The sequence below is a fragment of the Halarsenatibacter silvermanii genome (assembly GCF_900103135.1).
Taxonomy (GTDB): domain Bacteria; phylum Bacillota; class Halanaerobiia; order Halanaerobiales; family Halarsenatibacteraceae; genus Halarsenatibacter; species Halarsenatibacter silvermanii.
In genome coordinates this window covers 14,681-31,669 of the sequence record NZ_FNGO01000004.1, presented here as the reverse complement: position 1 = coordinate 31,669, position 16,989 = coordinate 14,681, and the positions used below count along the sequence as shown (strand labels likewise).

Genomic DNA, 16,989 nt, shown 5'->3' with positions numbered 1-16,989 from the left:
TTTATACGAAAAGGGGGAATTTTGATTGTGTTTGATATAGGTACTGAAACAGAAAATTTTGCAGACATAAAAGTGGTTGGTGTTGGAGGCGGCGGCAATAACGCTGTAAATCGAATGATAGCGGAAGGGCTGGATGGTGTTGAATTCCTGGCGGTCAATACTGACGCCCAGGTTTTGATGGAATCGAATGCAGGTGTTACCATTAGAATAGGTGAACAGATAACCCAGGGTCTGGGAGCTGGCTCCGATCCGGAGATAGGAAGAGAAGCAGCAGAGCAAAACAAGGATGAGATCGCCGAAGCTCTTTCCGGGTCTGACATGGTTTTTATTACCGCAGGTATGGGTGGAGGTACAGGGACCGGTGCTTCGCCTATAGTGGCCCGGGCCGCCCGGGAACAGGGTGCGTTGACTGTGGGAGTGGTAACCAAGCCTTTCTCGGTTGAAGGTCAAAAACGCATGGATAATGCTCTGCAGGGTATAGGTGATCTCAAAGAAGAGGTCGATACTCTGATAGTAATACCTAACGATAGATTGCTCGAGGTGGCTGAGGAAAAGACCAGCCTGATGGAGGCTTTCAAAATTGCCGACAATGTCCTCCGTCAGGGTGTTCAGGGCATATCGGATTTGATAACTATCACCGGCATAATAAATCTGGATTTTGGAGATGTTAAAACCATTATGAAGGATGCAGGCACCGCTCTTATGGGAATCGGTCAGGCCCGGGGAGAGGAAAGAGCTGAAGAAGCAGCCCGGCAGGCCATCGAATCCCCTCTGCTGGAGGCTTCAGTCGACGGAGCAAGAGGAGTTCTTTTAAATATAACCGGCGGAGAAGAGCTTGGCATCCACGAAGCCTACGAAGCTGCCAGTATCGTCAAGGATGTATCTGATCCCGGTGCCAATATTATTCTGGGAGCTGTTATAGATGAAGAGATGGAAGAGGATGTGATGGTTACGGTTATAGCTACCGGATTTGACAAGGATGGAATGCCTTCTGCCGGAGATGTTCAGCAAACAGGAGGGGAAGAGGATATGTCTTCCAGAATGGGTGTAGATACATTCGATGAAGATGACCTGGACGTTCCCGCTTTTCTGCGCAAAAACGAGGACTAGACTTGTTTGAATATATCGAGGGTGAGAGAGTAAATTATTTCAGATATAATTTTAATTCCGATGGTTCGGCTGCAGCATTTATTTCCGGCAGGTCCGACGGGTTTAACAGTGATCTCGAACAGAGAAAAATATTATACGAGGAATTAAACATTGATCATGAGCAGATCGTACAACCCGGGCAGATTCACAGCGCTAAAATTTTGGAGCCGAATTGCGGCAGTGTCTATGATAATGAAAGGCCGATACCCGCAGATGCTGTTATCTGTCAGAACAATAACTGTCTGCCTCAGGGGCTTTTTGCCGACTGCGTTCCAGTTTTTCTCTATCATTCCAGTTCTAAAATCAAAGCCATTGTTCATTCGGGGTGGAAGGGAACAACCCGGGCTATAATAAGTATGGTTCTGGAACGTCTAAAATATGACTATTTGCTCCCATTTTCGGGGTTGAAAATCGCGATCGGTCCGGCCATCCAGCAGGAGAACTACCAGGTCGATAGTCGGGTATATGAACTTTTCTGGAAAAGATTGCCGGTTTTTATGAGGGGTTATTCTGAGGAAATATTCGTCGAAGGCGAAACTTCGAGTGAATTTTATTTAGACCTAAAAAAAGCCAATTATCTGCTGGCAGTGAACTCAGGAGTTCCTTCTGAAAATATTTTTGTTTCAGATATCTGCACGTATGATTGTGATAGGCTTTATTCATATCGACGGGAAGGAGAACAGGCCGGCAGAATGACGGCTCTGCTTTTGACAGCAAAGACTTTTGAGAGTAGAAACGAGTGATTATGGATGAAGATCAAAATTTTTATAGTTGTTCTATTGCTGGCTTTGCTGCTGGGTCTTTTAATCAGTCTGCTGGGAACTGATGTTAACCTGCAGATAGCTGCTTATGGCGAACTGGAAGAGGCTACCAGCGCTACAGCGATAATTTTGAGAGATGAAAAAACCTTTTCGGCTTCTCTGACCGGCGAGCTTAAAACTGAAATAGCAGAGGGGGAGGCTGTTCCCTATGGCGAAAAGATCGCTGCCATAGAAGGAGAGGGAAATAATATCTCTGTTTACGCAGATAAAGCAGGAATAATTAGTTATACAATAGATGGTATGGAGGACAAAGAGTTTGAAGATCTCGGAGAAGCTCAAACCTCTATAGACTTTGAGGAAATTTCTATAGATCAGCGTCATTATCATACAGGCGTCGATATAGAAGCCGGAGAAGTATTTTTTAGAATCGTAGATAATAGATCTTATGAACTGATTATGTCACTTCCGGAGAACTGGGCTGATAGATTTCAGACGGGAGAGGAAGTTCTATTACGTCCTGATGATGATTCCAGAGAGCTGCGGGCAGAAGTAAAAGAAGCTGTATCAGGAGAAAATAATGATCTTCTGCTGGTCGAAACTAAGGATTTTTATGATCGCTGGCTCAGCGCCCGCCGGGTTGAGATAGAACTTGTAAAAGATATTCATAGTGGAATAATAATACCGGAATCAGCTTTATTCAACACACCGCGGGGCAGGGGAGTTCTCGTCTATGAAGATGACGATAAAATGAGTTTTAGAACTGTAACTGTTGTCGCGGAAACTGAAGAAAAAGCAGCCGTGGAAGGACTTGAACTGGGCACTCAGGTAGTTACCAATCCATCTAAAATCAGTTATGGCAGGGGGCTTGATTAATTTGCTTTCCAGAGATGAAAAAGATGAAATAGAAGATAATTATTATAGGATACAGGATAATATAATTGAAGCGGCCGAAAGCGCGGGAAGAAATGCCGATGAGATCAAACTTGTAGCTATAAGCAAGGGACAATCGCTGAATAAGATAAATTTTGTCAGGGAACTGGGCGTTCATGCTATCGGTGAGAGCAGAGTTCAGGAGCTCAGAGATAAAGAAGAGAAGCAGCCTGAAGAAATAGATTGGCATTTTGTAGGGCATCTTCAGCGCAACAAAGTTAAATATCTGGCCAGAATGGATAACTGTAATTTGATTCATTCTCTTGACAGCTTGCGCCTGGCCAAAGAGATAGAAAAAAGAGCGGCCAAAAATAAGCGGGAGATGTCTGTTTTAATTCAGATTAATGTAGCCAGGGATGAAAACAAATTCGGCTTTATGCCAGAAGACCTAATACCTTTTCTGGAAAAAGCAGAGCAGTTTGATAATCTCAGCTTCGAAGGACTGATGACGCTTGTGCCTCATTACGATGATAACGAGGAGGCCAGGGAGGATTTTAAGAAACTGGCTGATCTTCGCAGGCGGGCAGAAGAAAAAGGTTTTGAAATGCCAGAGCTTTCAATGGGAATGACCAATGATTATAAGGTGGCGATAGAAGAGGGGGCTACAATGATTCGGCTGGGAAGAGAACTTTTCGGCGAGAGGCAATATTGATCTCCTAATAAAAAAAGCAGGTGATAATTATGAGTGGAAAAAGTTACTGGAACAGGGTGATGGAATTTTTTGGCTTTAAGGAAAATGAACGGGAGACCCCGGAAAATAGAGACCAGGCCAATCCCGAAGCTGAAGGCTCCGGAGAAGATCGGGTCATCAATTTGAGCCGCACTCAGGATGTCAAACTGGTTGTACACAATCCCGATTCTTTTGAAGGGGTGAGAGATATTGTAGATGATCTGAAAAATTCCCGGGCAGTTATCCTTAACCTCGAAAAAAGAGACAAAAATCTGTCCAGAAGGCTTATTGATTTTCTCAGCGGCTCGGTTTATGCCCTGAATGGGAATACTCAAAAACTCGGTTCACAGGTATTTATATTTGCTCCTCCCGGCATGGATGTTGATGCCAGAGCAATAGAGAATGCGATAAGGGGTGGATTTATTGATGCCGAAAAAGAAGATAACAGTGATGAATGAAATAGATATGGAGGTAGTTATTCAGTGAGATTGCTTTTAAGAAGCGTTGATATTTTCTTCAATATACTTTATCTGATATTATTGATCAGAGTTATCCTCTCCTGGGTGGGTAGAGGAATTCCCTATAATTCCAGATGGCGCGGCCTGATCACATTTGTTTACAGCGTGACAGAGCCGATTTTAAGACCGATAAGGCAGATAATACCTTCTTCTGGTATGGGAATAGATTTTTCTCCGCTGATAGCCTTTATGCTGCTCGGTTTCATAAGGAGAATTATAATGAGTCTTTTGACCTCTTTGATGTTTTAACAGATTCAAATTTAAATAGTCGATAATATGGAGGTAGGATTTTATTGAGCAGTGAGAAAAAAATCCTTTCCCATCTTCAGCGGGAAGAGGATATAAAATTGGGCGAAAGAATACTGGATCTGGCCGAGAGAGTTCAGGAAAGAAACAATAAACACACCACAAAATTTTTAAACCCCCGGGAGACAAAAATAGCCGAAGAGATCCTGGCTCAGCTGGCGGACATAAATTACCTGTCAGAAGGCGGGCATGATAAGGCTGAAAGAAAAAGAGTGATTATATTTCCCGCTTATTTATTTCCCGAGCATCAAAACGTGCCCCTTTCCTGCTTTAAAATTAAAGGCAACTTTGATTTTGTAAATGTTGGTCATGGAGATTTTCTGGGGGCCCTCACGGGCCTGGGCATTAAAAGAGAGTTGATTGGAGATATAATAATTTACAGAGATACAGCCCAGGTGGTGGCTGTTCCGGAGGCAGAAAAGGAAATTTTATTCAACCTGGAAAAAGTAAACGAAGTCCCTGTCGAAGTTGAAAAGATGGAATGTGATGAAATTATATTTGAAGAAAAACACCGCAAAGAAATTAAAACCAGCGTGGCTTCTCAAAGACTCGATGCTATACTCAGCGCTGGATTCGGTGATTCCCGCAGCAACAGCAAGGCTGCCATAGAAGAGGGGAGAATAAAACTTAACTGGGTCCGGGAAAAAAACCCGGCTGCCGAAGTAAGCGTTGGCGATCTTATCTCAGTAAAAGGGAGAGGCAGACTTAAGGTAGTAAAAAAGAGAGGGATATCCAATTCCGGGCGGATAAAGCTGCAGATTGATAGGATTACATGAAATATAAGGAAAATTAAGAGGAGGGATATTTTTGAAATTTTCACCTCTGGATATTTACAATAAAGAGTTTAAAAAGTCCACCTTTGGTTATAATAAGGATCAGGTAGATGAGTTTCTGGACGAGGTGGGGCTGGCCTACGAAAGATTGCTCAAAGATTACAGCTCCCTTGAGGATGAAAAAGAAAAACTGGAAGAAAAGCTCGAGAATTATGAAAATATTAAGGAACAGCTGGAAGAAACGCTGGAAAGCGTGAGAGAGACTGCCAGACGCCAGACGGACCAGGCCCGCCGTGAAGCCGAAAATATTATAAAAGAGGCTGAACGCGAGGCAGATCTCATAAAGAAGAATGCCAGAGAAGATATCAGGGATGAAAAAAGAAAAATTGAAGAACTCAAGCGGGAAGCCAAAGGTGTGATCCGCGGAGAGCTGACTGAGGCTGAAAGAATAAGAGAGAAACGCAGGGAGTTCAAGCGGAGATTTAAGAATATGCTCGAGGATTATATTGAAATTATGGATGAGGATTATGAGGATATTCCCGGGGTGGAGGATATTGAGGAGAGTATAGATTTTGATGAAGAAGACAAACTTGATGATATAATGAATGATATGGAAGAGCTGACTGATTCTATAGATACACCGTCTGAAGACGTATCTGTTCGGAATGATTCCCATAATGCTGCTGAAGCCGGAAAATTCTCGAATGAAAGAGAGAGTGTCCAGTCAGAAGACAAGGACGGGGAGAATTTGGACGGAGAGGAAAGCTCCGCTCAGGAAAAACAGCAGGAATTTGATATCGATGAGACAATTATAAATGATTGAGTTTAAAGACTGTTAAAATTGGTTTTGAAATAGCTTTCCGGGAGGTGGCCATAATCAAAAAATTGAAAATAGCAGCACTGCTGGTTTTTCTGTCTTCCCTTGTTTTTCTGGCAGCCTGCAGCGATATTCAGGAAGGTGATATAACCAAAAATGCGGTGAATTTTACTCCCGGAGATTTGCCTCAGGAACTCGAAGATGATATGGACAATAACAGAGTTATTATGCTGGGAGAGTTTCACGGTTCGCGCGAACATCAGGAGCTTTTGACGGATATTGCGATAAGTCTGCATGAAAGAGGTCAAATAGACAGGGTGGTTTTGGATGACAGGCATGCTTTCAGCTGGATTTTTGAAGATTTTGTTCTGACAAGACTTGATGAAGGGGTTTTCGTCAGAGATATTGGAGATACCAGATGGGAACTTCTCCAGGCTATCAGGGATTACAATGAGGAAAGAGAGGCCGGAGACAGATTGAAAGTAAGCGCCGGAGATATAAATTTTCAGCGGGATCAGTTCATTACATCCATGCAGTTCATGCGCAGATATCTCGAGGACAGCGAACCCATCAACAGATTTTTAAATAATTATAGAACTTCTGCTGACATGGAAGGAGTTCTGAAAGATTTTAGGGATGAAGTGAAAGAAAAGAGGATGCTCGAGGGAGAATGGAATGTCGACTGGAATGAAAGAGTCGTTGATCTGATCGAGATCGAACTGGCCAGTCGGGAGCCAAGAGAAATCTGGCAAAATGAGTATCCGAGAGCTCACAGAATCAGAGAGGATGTTGTAAAAAATATAGCCGATAGATATCTGGAGACAAAGAATGATAGAGTTCTTTTCAATTTCAGCTATTCTCATGCCCAAAAGGAACATGCCTTTGGAATAGAGAAGGAGTGGCTGGCCGAACATCTTGAAAAGACGTACTCTCCGGAAAATTTATTTTCACTGGTGCTGGTGCCCTTAACCGGAGAAGTTAGAGCCACTTCCGGCGAAATTCAATCGATTGATCTGCTGGATGATCCCCTCGATGACGAGCTGATAAGCACTACCGCTAATATAATGGGAGAAAATCAGTATACCTATTTACACCTGTCTGAGGAGTATTTCGGAGATAAAAGCATAAAATTTGACTTCAACCACCATCAGTTCGAGGCTGTTCCTTCCGATTTATTTGATGGCTTAATTTTGATTCCTGAAGTCAGGCCGCTGCCCTAACTTCTTTATACAGGTGGATTCTTCCTTATTAATGAATTTAAATTTTATTTTTGGGGGTGCATTCATGAATGAGAGAGAGGATTTTGAAAGGATACTGGAGCTGAAAAATGAGTTTCAGGCCGGCTTGATATCTACGGAGCTGGAAAGCCGGGATATACCTCATGTGGTGAAAAGCAACTTCGATAAAGCCTATAATGGCGTTTTTCAGTTTCAACATGGCTGGGGATATCTTCTTGCGCCTTCCAGATATCGCGAGAAGATAGAAAAGATATACTCAGATCTTGAGGAGGATAAAAATCAGAATGACCGGAAAAAATGATTCCGAAGATGATTCCTCACCTCCTACCAACGAAGAGATTATGGAGAGATTAGAGGAAATTTCGCATGATGTGCATAAATTTACTCTGGCTGATTATATAAAGTTTATTAAATCTCCGCGAAAAATGGTTTTAATAAATTTCATATCCGGCCTGGCCCGGGGACTGGGAATAGCAGTGGGTATAACCTTTTTAGGAGCTATATTCCTTTTAATCCTGATCAGAATGGCCGAGGCCAACATTCCGGTTATTGGAGAATTTCTGGCCAGATTGATCCAGGTTATTCAAAATCATCTCTGATTTTTAGGATATATAGATACAACACAAACATGCGGGATTTTAGATTTTAGAGCGGAAAGGATGGCTGAGCTTGATAAAATTTTTGTCAATATTTTTTTTGGCTGTATTTGCCGATCAAATCAGCAAATATTTTATTGATAGTAATATGAGCCCGGGTCAGAGAATTGCGATCAGAGAAGGAGTTTTAGAGCTGACCTATCTCAGAAACCCGGGGGCTGTTTTAGGTCTTTTGGCAGAGAGCAAATATCTGCTTTTGGTGATTCAGCTGGCAGTAGTTTTTTTACTGCTGTTAATTTACTATTATTATCTTCCGAAAAACAATTATATCGATCTCTTTCTGGTGCTTTTGCTTTCCGGTGCCGCTGGAAATATCATTGATAGAATTAGACTGGGATATGTAATCGATTTTATCGATTTACAGATCTGGCCTGTATTTAATCTGGCCGATGTTTTTATAACTCTGGGTACTCTGGGAATGATCATCATCTTCTGGAAAGAATTATAGATGAAATACAAACTCTTGCTGTATTTCGAGGTGAGCCTGAATGTATAAAAATAAATTTGTAATAAAAAGCGATGAAAATGTGGGCAGAAGGGTGGATAAGTTTCTGGCGGAAAGAATTGATGATTTTTCCCGTTCAACCCTTCAGAAATTTATCAAAGAGGGATATGTTCAGGTTCCCTCTGCCGGCCGGAATAAATTGAAATCTTCTTATCCATTAAAACCTGAAGATGAGATCATCGTCAATATACCCGAAAATGAGCTCTCTACCCGGCTGGAACCCTGGGAGCAAGAGCTGAACAAGATTTATGAAGATGCAGATATAGCCGTGATTGAAAAGCCGGCTCCTCTCGTAGTTCATCCAGCTCCCGGCCATGAAGAGAAAACTCTGGTTCATGCACTCCTTTACAATTTTGATAAATTGGCCGATGAAGCGGCAGAGACAAGGCCTGGAATAGTTCACCGGCTTGACAGGGAGACCTCGGGGCTTTTAGTCATTGCCAAAAGCAATCGAGCTTATGTAGAATTGAAAGGACAGTTCAAAAATAGAAAGGTCAAAAAAATTTATCGTGCCCTGTTGACCGGTGTGCCCGAGCACCGCCGGGCTAAAATAGATGCACCCATCGGCAGAGATCCCGCCAGAAGGACTAAATTGAAGGTGAGACCTCATAAGGGTAAAAGAGCTGTAACCCGTTATAAGCTGACTGAAAAGTTTTCCGGGTTTTGCCAGGCAAAAATAAAAATTGAAACAGGCCGGACTCATCAGATAAGGGTTCATTTCTCATTTCTCGGTCATCCTGTCGTCGGCGATAAAAAATATGGGGGTAGTCAGGGTGGAGAGCTTGAAACGCCGCGGATGATGCTCCATGCTCAAAATTTGGGGTTTTATCATCCTGTTGAAAAGGAATGGATGGAATTTGAGCTGAATCCGCCTGAGGATTTCAATAAAATCGTGAGGGACCTTTCAGATCCTGATGATTGATCAACTGTATAAATTTGAATGCAGGATTTTCTTTGAATAATATAGAATAGATTAGATAGGGATTTTATGCCTTGAAAATATAATAATATAAGAAAGGGTTGGTGATAACTTGGCGGGTTATAATACCAGTGAAATCAGAAACCTGGCTCTTGTGGGTCACAGGGGAGCAGGAAAAACAACCATCAGTGAAATGATTCTGGCTGAAGCAGGAGAAGTAGAAGAACCGGGGAGTGTAGATCAGGAAAATACCGCTTCCGATTTCACCCCCGAAGAGATGGACAGGGGTTATTCGATCTTCAACTCGTATTTCACCTTTAACTGGAAAAATTCCAGATTCAACCTTATAGACACCCCTGGTTATATAGATTTTCAGGGTGAAGCTGGCAGTGCCCTCTCGGTGGTCGCAGGAGCTATGGTCGTGGTAAATTCTGACAGCGGGATAGAGGTCAACACCGATTTCGCCTGGAAGCAGGCCGAAAATAAAGGCGTTACCCGATTTATATTTATTAATAAGCTCGATAAAGAGGAGACGGATTTCGACGAAGTTTTTCAGGAGTTGAGCGAATATTGTGATCAGCCTTTGATTCCTCTTACAGTTCCGGCTGTTGAGGAAGATCAAATTGAAGGGTTGATCGATGTTCTTTCGGAGAAGCTCATAACAGATGAGGGCGATAAGCAGGACATTCCGGAAAAATATGCTGCTATGATCGATGAATATCGAACCGATCTGATTGAAGCAGCAGTTGAATCTGATGATGAACTCATGCTCAGGTATTTAGAGGATGAAGAAATCAGCGATGAAGAGATAACCGATGCTCTTTTTGATTCTGTTAAAGAAGAGCTGGCTGTGCCTGTTTTTGCCGGAGCTGCGGAGGAAAATCTTGGCGTTCTGGAAGCTTTCGATTACATTCGCAAATTGCTGCGCTCGCCTGCTGGCGAATTAGAGCTTGAAGATGTTTCCGGAGAAAAAGTCGCAGTCGATCCTGATCCTGAAGGCGAACTTCTGGCTCAGGTTACCAAAACCATGGTTGACCCTTATATCGGCAAGCTCTCCATCTTCCGAATATTCGATGGTACCATCAATGAAGTTGAGGAGTTGTATGTGCCGCGGCTGGGTCGTGAGATCAGCACCAACAAATTTTATCAGCTGAGCGGCGATGAGCAGGAGCAGGTAGAAGAATTGATCGCCGGTGATATTGGGGCGGTTGCCAAAGTGACCGAGCTGGAAACTTCTGATACAATCACAAACCCTGAGCGCGGTGTGGAGCTAAAGGAGATAGATCTGCCCGAGCCGATGCTGGTTCAGAAAGTGGTAGCCCTTGATGATGAAAGCGAAGACAAGATGTCTGATGCAATTCAAAGATATAGTCAAGAAGATTTAACATTCAAGGTTAATTATAATAATGAGACCAAAGAGCTTCTGGTTAATGCCATGGGAACTGTGCACCTTAACGTCATCCAGGACATCTGTCAGAGAAAATTCGATGTCAGCTTCGATACCAGAAAACCCAGCGTTGCTTACAAAGAAACCATTCAAACTAAAGCAGATGTTGAACATAGATTTAAAAAGCAGAGCGGGGGCAGAGGACAGTTCGGTCATGTCATGCTTCTCATCGAACCGCTGCCTCGAGGAGAGGGTTATGAATTTAAGGAGGAAATTTTTGGCGGAGCTATACCCAACCAATATATACCCGGAGTGGAAAAAGGCGTGCAGGAAGCCATGGAAGAAGGGGTGTTGGCCGGCTATCCCGTAGTGGACTGCAGATCTACAGTTTACGATGGCGATTACCATGAAGTCGACTCCTCCGAAATGGCCTTTAAAATAGCTGCTTCCAAGGCCTTCAAAAAAGGTATGGAACAGGCCAAGCCGGTGCTTTTAGAGCCAATTATGAATGTGAGAATCATTGTTCCTGAGGAGTATATGGGAGATATAATGGGTGATCTTAACTCGCGCAGAGGACAGATTCAGGGAATGGATCCTGAAAATGGCAAACAGGTAATCAAGGCAAAAAGTACCCCAGCGAGAGATGTTCACCTATGCGACCGACCTGAAATCCCTGACCGGCGGTTACGGCAATTTTGAGATGAATTTTTCCCACTTCGAAAAAGTGCCTTCAGAACTGGCTGAAAATATTATTGAAAAGGCCAATCAGGCAGCAAAAAATTAAATTTTAAGCAAATTCAGTTAAACTTTAGCTTTATAAAATAGATTAACAAACAGGCCGGGGCCTTTTCAGGTCCCGGCTTAAAATTCTTTGATCTTCAACTGACGCAAGAAGCACCAAAATCTTCAGAAGCTTTGAGGTGTAAATACATGACTTCCCCAAATAAACAGCTGCTCAAAAAGGTCGATCTTTTTTCTTCTATGGAAGAAAAACAGATCGAAGAATTATCAGACCTGCTGGAATTTCACTCTTTTTCTGAAGGCGAGGCCATATTTCGCGCAGGAGAAAAGGGGAGAAAAATGTACCTGCTAAAATCCGGCCGGGTTAAAATAATTAAAATTTCCCCCGATGGCAAAGAGCAGATAATAAAATTTCTGGAGAAGGGAGAGATATTCGGGGAGGTGGTGCTCTTCGGAGTCGAATATTATCCGGTCACCACAATCTGTCAAAAATCATCTGAGATAGGTATTTTGTCCAGGAAAAAATTTCGCAGTTATTTTTTGGGAAATCCCATGATTGGATGGAACATGCTGGAGGTAATGGCTCAAAAACTATACTTTACCCAGCAGAGAATAGAAAATCTGGCCATGAAAGATGCCCGGCGGAGAATTTCTCAGGCGCTCCTCGAGCTGTCCGGGGCAGATAATAATGTGGTTGAAAGCTTTAATCAGGAAGAGTTTGCCAGTTATCTGGGGGTGACCCGGGAAACCATAAGCAGAAATATCAGCAAGATGAAACGGGAGGGCCTGATCAAAAGAAAGGGAAGTAAATTAGTCATAAAAGATATAGAAAGTCTTAAAGAAATATCGAAATTTTCCAACAAACTGCGCTGATCAACCGGGGGGTTTAAATTGAAGTTTTTTCTTCTCGCTTTAAGTGCCATATTAATATCGATGCCTCTCGGCAGCAGGGAGCTTTTCTTTTTTAGCTGGCTGGGTTTTATACCGGCGCTGAAAATATTCATAGATATGGAAGGCATGAAAAATAATTTTATCTGGGGCTGGCTCTGGGGCTTTTTTCTCGCACTGGGTGCAGGTTACTGGCTGGTTCATCCCATCGAAGAATTCAGCGGCCTGCCTCTTCCCCTGGTCATTGTCTTAACAGCTTTGCTGCTGCTTACAGCTGCCATCTTCACCGCAGTCTGGACCGTAATATTTAAGCTTTTGAGCAGGGATAACAAATTCTCGGTTTTAGTATTTGCTTTTACCTGGACTGGCGTCGAATTCATCAGAGGAATGATATTTCCTTATTATCCGTTCGGATTTTTGGGCTTAAGCCAGTCCGGATTTGATCCTTTTTTACAGCTGGCCGAGGCTGGTGGTATTTATCTGTTATCTTTTATGGCTGCTGTTGTGGCCGGACTATTGTTCAAATTAATCAGATCCAAAAACCCTAAAATTTTAATCATTCTGGCAGCTGTTCTTGTCATCAGCACCGCGGCCGCCTATCATTTTAGCGGGAGAGCCGAGCAGGAATGGGCAGAAAACAAGCGCAGTTTGAAAACCGGTATCGTCATGACTGAAATTTCTCAGGAAGATAAATGGGAGGATGAGAATATAGAGATGAATTTAGAATCTGTGGCTGAAGATACAGAGCGAGTTTTAAACCAGGGAGCAGAAATAGCTGTTACTCCTGAAACTTCCCTGACTTTTGATTTTGTCAGAAACGAGTATTATCGGGAAAAATTCCTCGGCCAGATCGAAGAACCGGGTTATATGATGGTCGGAAGTCAAATACGTGATGCCGAACGGGGCGGAACTGTTAATAGTTATCTTCTTCTGGATGAAGAGGAAACCATAAAGAATAAATATAATAAAAACGATTTAATTCCCGGAGAAGTGATACCTTTTGCCGGCCTGGCTGAAATATTAACCGGCAGGGAGTGGCATTCGCTGAATCCTGGAGTGGACAAAAACGTCATGAATATTGTAAGTCAGCAGGATAAATTCGAGTTTAGAGTTTTAACCTGTTCGGAAATCCTGTATTCTCCACCTGACAGAGATGAGTTGACCGAGGTCGATTTTATTTTAAACCCATCGAATGAAGCCTGGTTCGGAGATACAAATCTGCTCAATCAGATGTGGGAATCAGCCCGAATTAGAGCTGTGGAGATGAGGACCCCGGTCATAAAGTCGGGAAATAAAGCCAGGGGAGGATATATTAACCCCCGTGGAGAAGAGATAATCGTTGAAGACAGGGAAGTCTTAACTGCAGGAGCGGGCAGAGCCCACAGCAGTTCAACTTTTTATCAAGAGCACGGGGATTATATCGGTTATTTATCCCTTTTGATGGTGCTGATATTCATACCGGGATTCAGGCTGCTGCAGACTGAATATTAAAGGTCTGCCGGTTTTCCTCGGGTAGCTATATCTTTAACTTTCTCCTCATCGGGATTGACATAAAGAGTGCTGTGATCATCATAGTAAACTATTCCCGGTCTGGCCCCTCCCGGTTTATTTACATTGGGAATTTCGGTATAATCTACCGGCACATTCTCAGATTGGCGCGCTTTGCTGTAATAAGCGGCAAGAACGGCGGCTTCTTCGATTGTTGAGTGAGGAATTTCTTTTCCCGGGCGATGGTTGCGAATTATAACATGGGAGCCGGCTATCTTTCGCGTGTGAACCCATATATCTTTATCAGATGCCACTTTGGTGGTGAGTTCATCGTTCTGTCTGTTATTTCTGCCGACCAGAATTTGATAGCCATCTTCAGAAAAGAATCTTCTCGGTTCTGCTTTTTTTCCCTTCTTTGAATTTTTTTTCTGGCTTTTATCCTGAATGTATTTTTCTTCGATCAACTCATTTTCGATCTCTTCCAGATCACCAAGATCTTCGGCCTGAGATAATTCATATCTGACTCGGGAGAGATATTTTCTTTCATGTCTCAAGCGGGCGAGTTCTTTGATTATATGTTCCTCGCTTTTTTTCAATTTATTATATTTATCAAAATATTTATCTACATTTTCAGCGGGTGATATATCGGGGTTGAGCTCAATTTTGATCTCGGGCTGGTTCTCATCATAATAATTGATGACTTCGATTTCTTTCTGGCCGGGCCTGACTTTTTCCAGATTGGCTTTTAACAGTTCGCCCTTCTTTTTATATTTTTCAGCTTCCCTGCTCTCTTTTAATTTGCCTTTGAATTTATCCTGTTGTTTGGAGTTTTTTTCCTGATAATTTTTTATTATGTCTTCCAGCTGTTTTCTTTTTCTTTCTATATCTTTTTTTACTATTTGATTTTGATAAAAGTAATCAAATAAGCTGGCCGTGTCCGGAAAATATTGTGGCTCTATCTCCTCATAGTGATGAAGAGGGAAGGCTGATATGTAAGCTGTTTCACCTTCATCATCTATCCCCAGAGCAGGCTGATAATCTTCAGATTTTATCCGGGCCAAAAACTCGAAAAAGGAAGACCCAATGGCTTCTTTTTCTTTTGATTTTAACCTGTGATAGTTTGTTTCCGGATCAACATCAGCTCGATAAACTATCTCCCGGGCCAGATCCGGGCCGAATCCCTGCACATTATTTAAGATGGCGCGGTATGCGTATTTGCGGAAATTTCCTCCGACTATATCATTCCAGGACATATCACTTATTCGATAGGGGTTTACTTTGTCCTGAGGTGGAGGTGGCTGATATTCAGAGTTGGGCATAAGCACCCTCTGGGAATCTTTCTCCGGAGGTATTCTTTTCAGAGCATCTTTTACCTGGTCCTGACTGTCCACCAGGATCACATTGCTGTATCTCCCCATTATCTCAGCTATGAGTTTATATCTTTTATTGCCTCTTTTGACATTAAAAACGAGCATCCTTTCCATCCCGGGCTGCTCAATATTTATTATCTTTCCCCCGTTTAGGTGTTTTCGTAACACCATGGAAAATACAGGGGGCTTTTGGGGGTTTTCAAAGTCCAGGCTGGTTAAATGAATTCTGGATTGTCGTGGATCTATGGACACGAGCATAGTCAAGTTTTGTCCATTATTTCTCAATCTCAAAGTCAAAAAATCCTTCATGGGCTGATAGGCTTTGCCCACCTTTGCTCCTTTTAATTCATCCTCGAGCTCTCTGCGGCAGCACGATAACATTACACCATCTATTGCCAAAATGATCACTCCTGTTATTATTTTTCAGTCAGGTTTCTCTGTCCATTCTAACATTTACAGGTAATCCTGACAAACTGTTCTGAGGGAAGGAGATTTAGAAATACGCTTCTTTCCGAAGCAGCAGGTTAAATTTACATAGATATAAATAAATGTGGACTCAGGGTTACCTATAATCTTAATTGCCGGGGTTTTAAAAATATCGGAAGCTACAGAGCGAGGAAATACTGGAAATTTTTCAAAGTTCGGATCAGCCTGAAATAATAAGCAATGTGAATATGACCAAAAACTATATTAAACCGAATGATATGGCGAAGATCCACAAATGCAAGTATTTATAAACTCTGCTGCCCAAGTCTGGTAAAGCAAAAGCTCAAATATCTTTGCTAATCGTGTTTGAGGATATGAGAGGGTTGTTCTTGCTAAAGATAAATAGCTATGTTATTATTATCTAAAATGAAAACATAAAGTTGAGCAGTTCAGGATAAGTTATGTTCTGAACCCGGGTAAGATCGCATTATTTTCAGGATCTTCTTGTCTTCAGTTATTGTCATGATTGTGATCTTATACGATATCTATCAACTGATAACAAGAAGATTTTATTTTCAAGGAGGCAGGAAAATGTCAGATGTAGAGCTTATAAATATAGGCTTTGGTAATATAGTTGCCGGCAACAGGGTAATATCCGTGGTAAGTCCCGAATCTGCTCCTATCAAAAGATTGATACAGGAGGCAAGGGAGCGGGGGATGCTTATCGATGCCACCTATGGACGCAGGACCAGAGCGGTGATAATAACTGACAGTGATCATATTGTGCTTTCTGCCATTCAGCCGGAAACTGTTTCTCAGCGTCTGGAGGATAAAGACGACGAGGAATAAGAATTATTGCAGCGGGGAGTGAGTTTAAAATTGAGTGGAGGTATTTTATTCGTTTTTTCGGGCCCTTCCGGGGTGGGTAAAGGAACTGTTCTTGATAGATTGTTCGAAAAATATGATGGTGTAGAGTACTCTATTTCCATGACTACAAGGCCCCCGAGAGATCATGAAGAAAACGGTGAGGATTATTATTTTGTAGAAGAAGATGAATTTGAACGCATAAAAGCAGAAGAAGGTTTTATTGAGTGGGCAGAAGTTCACGGCTATCTTTATGGAACTCCCAAAAAATTCGTAAAAGAAGCTCTCGAAGCTGGTAAAGATGTAATTCTGGAGATAGATATTCAGGGGGCCAGGCAGGTCAGAAAAATTTTCCCCGAAGCAGTTTTTATTTTTTTGGAGCCTCCTTCTTTTTCTGCTCTGGAAAAGAGGCTGGCCAGCCGTGATTCAGAGGACAACGAAATGCGAAAATTGAGACTTGAAAATGCCCGGAAGGAGATCGAAGAAGCTTCCCGGTATGATTACAGAGTGGTCAATGACGACATCGATGAAACCGCAGAAAGATTGATCGGCATTTTTGAAAAAGAAAAAAACAGGAGGTAAT

20 protein-coding genes are annotated in these 16,989 nt (G+C 42.4%); 19 read left to right on the top strand and 1 reads right to left on the bottom strand.

Annotated elements, in window-relative coordinates:
- Window positions 1-27: 27 nt before the first annotated feature.
- The 17 genes from ftsZ (at window position 28) to lnt (ending at window position 13,749) form a co-directional block, all read left to right on the top strand.
- Window positions 28-1,110, top strand: a complete 1,083-nt coding sequence (gene ftsZ, locus BLT15_RS02835) for a cell division protein FtsZ (RefSeq protein WP_089758468.1) — start codon at window positions 28-30, stop codon at window positions 1,108-1,110.
- Between the two features lie 2 nt (window positions 1,111-1,112).
- The gene (locus tag BLT15_RS02830; RefSeq protein ID WP_089758466.1) at window positions 1,113-1,892 is read left to right on the top strand and encodes a purine nucleoside phosphorylase YfiH/LACC1 family protein; all 780 of its coding nucleotides are present in this window, start codon (window positions 1,113-1,115) and stop codon (window positions 1,890-1,892) included.
- Between the two features lie 6 nt (window positions 1,893-1,898).
- Window positions 1,899-2,783: a permuted SH3 domain-containing protein gene (locus BLT15_RS02825; protein WP_089758465.1), complete on the top strand. Its 885-nt coding sequence runs from the start codon at window positions 1,899-1,901 to the stop codon at window positions 2,781-2,783.
- A 1-nt stretch (window position 2,784) separates the two neighbouring features.
- Window positions 2,785-3,492 carry a YggS family pyridoxal phosphate-dependent enzyme gene (locus BLT15_RS02820; RefSeq protein ID WP_234985478.1) on the top strand — a complete coding sequence of 236 codons (708 nt, stop codon included), beginning with the start codon at window positions 2,785-2,787 and terminating at the stop codon, window positions 3,490-3,492.
- A 29-nt stretch (window positions 3,493-3,521) separates the two neighbouring features.
- Entirely contained in the window at window positions 3,522-3,968 is a 447-nt protein-coding gene (locus BLT15_RS02815) for a cell division protein SepF (RefSeq protein WP_089758460.1), read from the top strand.
- Window positions 3,969-3,992: 24 nt separating this feature from the next.
- The gene (locus tag BLT15_RS02810; protein WP_089758458.1) at window positions 3,993-4,277 is read left to right on the top strand and encodes a YggT family protein; all 285 of its coding nucleotides are present in this window, start codon (window positions 3,993-3,995) and stop codon (window positions 4,275-4,277) included.
- A 44-nt stretch (window positions 4,278-4,321) separates the two neighbouring features.
- Window positions 4,322-5,110 (top strand): YlmH family RNA-binding protein, encoded by a 789-nt coding sequence (locus tag BLT15_RS02805; protein ID WP_089758456.1) that lies wholly within the window; start codon window positions 4,322-4,324, stop codon window positions 5,108-5,110.
- A 31-nt stretch (window positions 5,111-5,141) separates the two neighbouring features.
- Window positions 5,142-5,930, top strand: a complete 789-nt coding sequence (locus BLT15_RS02800; protein ID WP_159429783.1) for a DivIVA domain-containing protein — start codon at window positions 5,142-5,144, stop codon at window positions 5,928-5,930.
- On the top strand, window positions 5,927-7,144 hold the full coding sequence (locus BLT15_RS02795) for a hypothetical protein (RefSeq protein ID WP_089758453.1): 1,218 nt from the start codon (window positions 5,927-5,929) through the stop codon (window positions 7,142-7,144). The genes BLT15_RS02800 and BLT15_RS02795 overlap by 4 nt, the downstream gene beginning before the upstream one ends.
- 64 nt (window positions 7,145-7,208) lie before the next feature.
- Window positions 7,209-7,463, top strand: coding sequence for a hypothetical protein (locus tag BLT15_RS02790; RefSeq protein WP_089758452.1), 255 nt, complete (start codon window positions 7,209-7,211; stop codon window positions 7,461-7,463).
- A complete protein-coding gene (locus tag BLT15_RS02785; RefSeq protein WP_089758450.1) occupies window positions 7,447-7,761 on the top strand; it encodes a DUF5665 domain-containing protein in 315 nt (104 codons plus the stop codon). The genes BLT15_RS02790 and BLT15_RS02785 overlap by 17 nt, the downstream gene beginning before the upstream one ends.
- Window positions 7,762-7,831: 70 nt before the next feature.
- Window positions 7,832-8,266 (top strand): signal peptidase II, encoded by a 435-nt coding sequence (gene lspA, locus BLT15_RS02780; protein ID WP_345788678.1) that lies wholly within the window; start codon window positions 7,832-7,834, stop codon window positions 8,264-8,266.
- Between the two features lie 40 nt (window positions 8,267-8,306).
- Window positions 8,307-9,245, top strand: a complete 939-nt coding sequence (locus BLT15_RS02775) for an RluA family pseudouridine synthase (RefSeq protein ID WP_089758444.1) — start codon at window positions 8,307-8,309, stop codon at window positions 9,243-9,245.
- Between the two features lie 109 nt (window positions 9,246-9,354).
- Window positions 9,355-11,328: an elongation factor G gene (gene fusA / locus BLT15_RS02770; RefSeq protein ID WP_234985477.1), complete on the top strand. Its 1,974-nt coding sequence runs from the start codon at window positions 9,355-9,357 to the stop codon at window positions 11,326-11,328.
- Window positions 11,273-11,413 carry a hypothetical protein gene (locus BLT15_RS13795; protein WP_427854094.1) on the top strand — a complete coding sequence of 47 codons (141 nt, stop codon included), beginning with the start codon at window positions 11,273-11,275 and terminating at the stop codon, window positions 11,411-11,413. The genes fusA and BLT15_RS13795 overlap by 56 nt, the downstream gene beginning before the upstream one ends.
- 146 nt (window positions 11,414-11,559) lie before the next feature.
- Window positions 11,560-12,243: a Crp/Fnr family transcriptional regulator gene (locus BLT15_RS02765; protein ID WP_089758443.1), complete on the top strand. Its 684-nt coding sequence runs from the start codon at window positions 11,560-11,562 to the stop codon at window positions 12,241-12,243.
- 18 nt (window positions 12,244-12,261) lie between these two features.
- A complete protein-coding gene (gene lnt / locus BLT15_RS02760; protein WP_089758441.1) occupies window positions 12,262-13,749 on the top strand; it encodes an apolipoprotein N-acyltransferase in 1,488 nt (495 codons plus the stop codon).
- On the opposite strand, the gene BLT15_RS02755 is transcribed toward lnt, so the two are convergent.
- Window positions 13,746-15,515 carry an Rqc2 family fibronectin-binding protein gene (locus BLT15_RS02755; protein WP_089758438.1) on the bottom strand — a complete coding sequence of 590 codons (1,770 nt, stop codon included), beginning with the start codon at window positions 15,513-15,515 and terminating at the stop codon, window positions 13,746-13,748. The two genes, lnt and BLT15_RS02755, sit on opposite strands and share 4 nt — an antisense overlap.
- Window positions 15,516-16,133: 618 nt before the next feature.
- Between BLT15_RS02755 and remA the strand changes: the two genes are divergently transcribed.
- Together remA and gmk are read left to right on the top strand one after the other, a co-directional pair.
- On the top strand, window positions 16,134-16,391 hold the full coding sequence (gene remA / locus BLT15_RS02750; protein ID WP_089758436.1) for an extracellular matrix/biofilm regulator RemA: 258 nt from the start codon (window positions 16,134-16,136) through the stop codon (window positions 16,389-16,391).
- Window positions 16,392-16,421: 30 nt separating this feature from the next.
- Complete coding sequence (gmk, locus tag BLT15_RS02745) at window positions 16,422-16,988, top strand: guanylate kinase (RefSeq protein ID WP_089758703.1); 567 nt, start codon at window positions 16,422-16,424, stop codon at window positions 16,986-16,988.
- Window position 16,989: the final 1 nt, after the last annotated feature.